The organism is Litoribacter ruber, assembly GCF_018500185.1.
In the GTDB taxonomy this organism is placed as follows: domain Bacteria; phylum Bacteroidota; class Bacteroidia; order Cytophagales; family Cyclobacteriaceae; genus Litoribacter; species Litoribacter ruber.
In genome coordinates, this window is record NZ_JAHBGI010000007.1 from 189,370 (window position 1) to 195,512 (window position 6,143).

The following is a 6,143-nucleotide window of genomic DNA, read 5'->3' on the forward strand; positions in this document are numbered from 1 at the left end:
ACAAAGGCGCGAGGGCGCAAAGGAATGGCTAAGAAATTTATAATTTTGATTTAGAACTGATGAAATTTTTATTACTCTTTGTATTTTCAGTAGTGCTAGCGCTGATTTTGGGTCCATTTCTGCCATTTTATGGGTTGATGATTGCTATTGCCTTAATGGCAGCCCTAGTAGGAGGGAAGAGGATTGTGGCATTTGCCGCTAGTGGCTTGGGCGTTGGTTTGGTTTGGATTGCGGTGCCCATGTGGGTAACCCTGCAGACCGAGTCCGAACTTCCAGCCAAAATAGGCCAGATAATGGGACTTGAGAACCCAATTATTTTGGTTTTGGCTACCGGTCTGCTTGGTTTTTTGATAGCAGGATTTAGCGCTTTGACCGGGAACAGCTTCCGGAAGATCTTTGAGCAAACCGGTTCACCATATTATCGTTAAAAATCCGCCTATCTTTCTACATTAAAAATGGGCAAAAGGAATAGATAAATTCTTTTTACTAAATTTGCACCTTCAATTAGAAGGAGTATGATTTACGTTTGTAGGAAGGAACATTTCAATGCAGCTCACAAGCTGTGGAACCCCAATTGGAGCGAGGAGAAAAACAAGGAAGTTTTTGGACCTTGCGCCAACATCAATTGGCATGGACATAACTTTGAGTTGATCGTGACGGTGAAGGGCAAACCCGATGCCGATACCGGATTTGTGGTTGACCTAAAGCAACTCAGCAATGTGATCCGAGAGCATGTCATTGATAAGGTGGACCACAAAAACCTCAACATGGATGTGGATTTCATGGCCGGCAAGATGGCCAGCTGCGAAAACCTCATCATGGAATTCTGGAAAATCCTCGAACCCAAAGTCCACCAAATTACCCCGCATGGGGGGTTGTATAAGTTGACGTTGTATGAAACGCCGAGGAATTTTGTGGAGTATTTCGGTGAGTAAGTTTTGAAAAAAAAATAACCGCAGAGGCGCAGAGGGGGATGAAATATTTAACCGCAAAGATTTTTAAGTTTCGCAAAGTTTTTATTCTGAGGGTCTATTTTTTATAGCGGTAAAATTGTAAATTGATTTATCATTTTTTTGATTTTTTTTAATTTAATATGGATTCATTCATGGATGAAAACCTCCTCTCAAATAAGATTATAGGACTGGCTATTGAAGTACATAAATCTTTAGGGCCAGGTTTGCTTGAGAGCACCTATCAAGAATGCCTTTTTTATAAAATAACTCAAGCTGGGTTTAAAGTTGAAAAAGAAAAAAACTATGCCTGTCATTTTTGAGGGCATAAAAATTGACTGCGGATATAGGATTGATCTACTAATTGAAGATAAACTTATATTGGAACTGAAAAGTATTAAAGCCTTTGAGGAAATTCATCTGGCGCAGGTGTTAACATATTTAAAATTAAGTAACTTGAAACTTGGACTGCTAATCAATTTTAATGTGCCCTGGCTCAAGGACGGAATCAAAAGAGTTGCAAATGGAATGTGAGGTGTCTCCTTTAACAATATGGCTTTGCGCTACTTCTTATCTTTGCGGTTTATTATTGATTCATTAAGTAAATAATTAATTGTGGTTTTGAGGTATTATTTAATTGCCGGGGAACGGTCGGGGGATTTGCACGCGGCAAATTTGATCCACGAAATAAAAAAACTTGATCCGGCCTCTGAGTTCAGGGGTATGGCAGGGGATTATGCTGCCCGGGAGGGAGTGGAGTTAAGTGCGCATTATAAAGAAATGGCCTTGATGGGCTTTGTGGAAGTGGTGCTGGGATTCCGGAAAGTTTTCAAATACCTCAATCTGATCAAAAAAGACCTCCTCGAGTTCAAGCCTGATGCATTGATATTGGTGGACTTTGGTGGGTTCAACATGCGGATTGCAAAATTTGCCAAGGAGAACAATATACCCGTACATTACTACATTCCTCCTAAAGTGTGGGCCTGGAATCAAAAAAGGGCACTGAAGCTTAAGAAATATACAGATCAAATCTATACCATACTGCCTTTTGAGCAGGAGTTTTTCAGCAAATTTGATATGAGTGTGCATTATGTGGGAAACCCGCTTTTTGATGAAATCAAGAAGTTTAAACCCCATGACTTTTTCCACCAGAAAAACCAGCTCAACTATCAGCCCATCATAGCCCTGTTGCCTGGCAGCCGTAAACAGGAAGTGACAAATATGCTTTCCACCATGATGGGTGTGATCCCCAAGTTTCCCAATGCCCAATTTGTAATCGCAGGGGTGAAAAATCTAGATGGTGGGGTTTACCAACCGGCCTTGGATTTAGGAGTCAAAATAGTTTTTGACCAAACCTACGACCTGCTGCATCACGCCACTGCCGCAGTGGTCACATCCGGAACAGCAACCCTTGAAACGGCGCTCTTCCGCGTGCCTCAAGTAGTGGTGTATAAAACCAGCAACATTAGCTACGCCATAGCCAAAAGGCTCATTAAAGTCCCATATATTTCATTGGTAAACCTTATAGCTGAAAAAGAAGTTGTAAAGGAGCTGATCCAGGGAGATATGAATGTTGACCAGGTGAGTAATGAACTGAATGCCATATTGGCATCGGTTCCAAGAAAAGCGGAGATGTTGGATGGGTATACGCTAGTGAAGGATCGAATAGGAGGGAGAAATGCCTCTGAAGAAACTGCCAGGCTAATTCTCTCAAAATAAGCTATAAACCTCAATCCTAAACTATCCCCCCCGGGCCTCCCCCGTATCAGTTACGGATCACTTACGCATCACCTACGGATCACTTACGGATCAGTTACGGATATTTCCGAAAATTGACTAGAAAATGGGCCGTAGGAGCTCATAAACAACGAAAACGCTGGATTTCTGATGGAGCTTTCCGTAACTTTTCTTGGAATAGTTATATTTTTTTTAAGCCTATTGAGAAAAATAGAGATCATGTTAAATGATTAGGTTGAATTAGTTATTATTTGTTTTGTTTTTAAAAAGAAAGTAATAAATTGATACCGTTATTTTAGTTGGTTTCGATTGCTTACTTGTTGTTTAATGAAACAAAAATTACTTTTCCTTCTATTTGTTTTAATTTTTCCAAAGCTCCTTTCTGCCCAAAAAATTGATCAAGATCGAATTTCAGGGACATTTTTCGGGTATTCCTTTGACAGGTTTGTGGATAAAATTGAAAGAGAAACCTCCTATGTTTTTTATTATGACCAAGAGCAGCTAGCCCAAATCAAGGTGAGTCTGGTAGCTGACGAGCACACTGTAGAGCAGTTGCTTAGAAGTGTTTTTCAGGATACTGACTTCAAATTTGCCATTGATTCCCAAAAAAGAATTTTCATCACCCAAGGTAAAGCCATGCGGGTGAGGTTTCCTGCCTTGGCAATTTCCAATGATACATTGAGACCTGTCGCCGATACCCTCAGTCCAAGAGCTGAAGAGGTAGAGAGCAAGGGTGATTATGCTGAAAACAGGATATGGACAGTAGGACAGCGGACCACAGGAGCGGGGGATGTGAAGCTTGAAGGTAGAGTTTTGCTGGAAGGAAAAAATGAAGCAGTTCAGGGTATGAGTGTGGTGGAGCCGGTGACTGGCAAGGTGACCATGACGGATGAAAATGGCTATTACACCCTGGCTCTACCGCGTGGATTACAGCATATCCGGTTGCAAAGGTTTGGACTTCCTGTAGTCCAAAGGCATGTAAATATTCTAGGACCCGGGACTTTAAACATTTATCTGGAGGAAGATTACCTGTCACTAGGTGAGGTAGTGGTCACGTCCGAGCAACCCAAAAACATCAGCCAGGTAAATATGGGTTCAGTCGAACTTGATATAAATACCATCAAAAAGCTTCCCGCAGTATTAGGTGAAGTAGATGTAATCCGAGCAATTCTGTCCACGCCAGGTGTGAAAACAGTAGGAGAGGCCAGTGTGGGGTTCAATGTTCGGGGTGGAGCTGCAGATCAAAACCTGATTATGTACAATGACGCCACCATCTTTAACCCAGCACATATGTTCGGGATTTTCTCGGCTTTTAATTCTGATTTGGTGGAAGGTGTGGAGCTGTATAAGGCCGGAGCCCCCATGGAATATGGCGGCCGTCTATCTTCGGTGCTCGAAGTGAAAGGCAAGTATGGAAACCAAGAGAAAATTCAGGGTAGTGGGGGTATTGGGTTGCTGACTAGCCGTTTTTCTATTGATGGGCCTGTTTCACCCAAAACGACTTTTGCCGCGGGCATCAGGGCCACATATTCTGACTGGCTGTTGGGCTTCTTGGAGGAAGGATCGGGATTCAATAATGGTCGGGCTTCTTTTTATGACGCCAACTTAAGTATTCAGCATGAGATAGATTCGAAAAATTCTCTTCGCCTAAATGCCTACCAAAGTGGAGACAGCTTTAGGTTTGAGAGGGATACTACATTTTCATACAGCAACCAGAATTTTAATGTAGGCTGGACCCACAGATTTAATGAGGACTTTACAGGAGACTTTGTGATTGGTCAGGACCTGTACTCATTTGGTATTGAAAGTAACTTAATGCCTGAAAACGCATTTGATTTTGGGTTTAACTTAGGACAAATTCACGCTAAGGGGAAATTTGATTATAGGCTTTCCGACTCCCACCAATTTACTTTCGGAATAGGGGCAGTACATTTTGACTTGGAACCGGGATTTATCAGGCCTGGCACAGAGGAATCCACCATTGCCAGATCGGATGTGAGCAGAGAAAGAGCGTTGGAAACAGCCTTATTCTTTGGAGATAAGTGGGAGGTCAACAATAGGCTTTCAGTTGACTTGGGGGTTAGGTATGTTATGTATCAGTTTTTGGGGCCCACTACTGTAAACTTATATCCAGAGGGAGTCCTCAAAACCGCGGAAACCCAGACAGGTACCGAGGTTTTTGAAGGAGGGCAGATTGCCCAAAATTACCATGGTCCTGAATTCAGGGTTTTCGGTAGGTACATTTTGAATAATTCCACTTCCTTAAAAGCAGGATTTAATAATTCGCGTCAGCATCTCCATATGGTGACCAACACTGCCGCCATTTCTCCCACCGATACTTGGAAGTTAAGTGATCCCCATCTCAGGCCTCAATTGGGACAGCAGGTGACTTTGGGGCTTTTCAAAAATCTTAAGAAAAACACGCTGGAAGTATCCACGGAAGTATATTACCGAACCATGGAAAATTTGCTTGATTACCGAAGCGGAGCAAGCCTGATTTTGAATGACAACATAGAGCGGGACGTGATCCGATCAGAAGGGAAAGCTTATGGGATGGAATTTATGATAAAAAAGGATGTGGGTAGGCTGAATGGCTGGTTGAGCTATACGTATTCACGATCATTGATTCGTTCGGCTCCAGATGAGATTGGCCAGAAAATCAATAATGGAAATTGGTACGCAAATAATTTTGATCAGCCCCATGATGCGCTTTTGTTTTTAACTTATGAATTGACCAAGAGAGTTTCACCGTCTATAAATGCAAATTACAGCACTGGAAGGCCCATTACCTTACCAATAGCCAAGTTCAGCTACCAAGGGGCGGAAAGGATTTTCTTCTCAGACAGGAATGCCCACCGCATACCCGATTATTTCCGAGTAGATTTTTCGGTGAATATCGAGGGAAATCATAAAAGTAAAAAGCTGGCCCATTCTTCCTGGTCATTGGGGATTTACAATGTGTTGGGAAGAAGTAATCCTTACTCAGCTTATTTTGTCCCGGTAAACAGTGTATTGCAAGGCTATCAGCTATCCATTTTTGCACAGCCTATTCCATTTGTGACATATAATTTTAAGTTTTAAAAACATGAATAGACTGGTCTCTAGAATTTTTGTATCCAAGTATCTATCAATAGTTCTTCTTCTGGCTTCTTGCCGGGAGTTTTATGAACTTGAGATAATCACCCAGGATTTTGGGTTTTTAGTTGCCGAAGGATATGTGGAATTGGAAGGGAAGTCGACCTTGAAGTTGGGCAGGACGGTAACCGTGTATTCAGAGCAGTCCATTAATCCAATCAATAATGCCACCGTATTTCTTACTGGGTCGGAATCAGGAAGCTGGCAATTTGCTTTGGAGGAGGATGGAACATATGCGATGGTGGGCACTTTGCCTAGTGATCAAGATTATCAGCTTCAGATTCAAATTGGGGAGCATGAACAATATATCTCAGATTGGAT

At 42.1% G+C, this 6,143-nt stretch carries 7 protein-coding genes; all 7 read left to right on the forward strand.

The features are described from left to right. The first annotated feature begins 59 nt into the window (after positions 1-59). Complete coding sequence (locus tag KIH41_RS11900) at positions 60-428, forward strand: hypothetical protein (protein WP_213945724.1); 369 nt, start codon at positions 60-62, stop codon at positions 426-428. Between the two features lie 87 nt (positions 429-515). After that, positions 516-935, forward strand: coding sequence for a 6-pyruvoyl trahydropterin synthase family protein (locus KIH41_RS11905; RefSeq protein WP_214162514.1), 420 nt, complete (start codon positions 516-518; stop codon positions 933-935). A gap of 158 nt (positions 936-1,093) precedes the next feature. Then, on the forward strand, positions 1,094-1,273 hold the full coding sequence (locus tag KIH41_RS18275) for a GxxExxY protein (RefSeq protein WP_317194945.1): 180 nt from the start codon (positions 1,094-1,096) through the stop codon (positions 1,271-1,273). After that, entirely contained in the window at positions 1,257-1,484 is a 228-nt protein-coding gene (locus KIH41_RS18280; RefSeq protein WP_317194946.1) for a GxxExxY protein, read from the forward strand. Before KIH41_RS18275 ends, KIH41_RS18280 begins: the two co-directional genes overlap by 17 nt. Before the next feature lie 87 nt (positions 1,485-1,571). Continuing rightward, entirely contained in the window at positions 1,572-2,669 is a 1,098-nt protein-coding gene (lpxB, locus tag KIH41_RS11915; protein ID WP_214162515.1) for a lipid-A-disaccharide synthase, read from the forward strand. 345 nt (positions 2,670-3,014) lie between these two features. After that, on the forward strand, positions 3,015-5,768 hold the full coding sequence (locus KIH41_RS11920) for a TonB-dependent receptor (protein WP_214162516.1): 2,754 nt from the start codon (positions 3,015-3,017) through the stop codon (positions 5,766-5,768). 4 nt (positions 5,769-5,772) lie between these two features. Beyond that, on the forward strand, positions 5,773-6,143 hold a 371-nt coding region (locus tag KIH41_RS11925), incomplete at its 3' end, for a DUF4249 family protein (protein WP_214162517.1).

Coding starts and splice junctions, on each gene's coding strand:
- KIH41_RS11900 (WP_213945724.1), top strand. CDS start 60: ATGAAATTTTTATTACTCTTTGTATTTTCAGTAGTGCTAGCGCTGATT.
- KIH41_RS11905 (WP_214162514.1), top strand. CDS start 516: ATGATTTACGTTTGTAGGAAGGAACATTTCAATGCAGCTCACAAGCTG.
- KIH41_RS18275 (WP_317194945.1), top strand. CDS start 1,094: ATGGATTCATTCATGGATGAAAACCTCCTCTCAAATAAGATTATAGGA.
- KIH41_RS18280 (WP_317194946.1), top strand. CDS start 1,257: ATGCCTGTCATTTTTGAGGGCATAAAAATTGACTGCGGATATAGGATT.
- KIH41_RS11920 (WP_214162516.1), top strand. CDS start 3,015: ATGAAACAAAAATTACTTTTCCTTCTATTTGTTTTAATTTTTCCAAAG.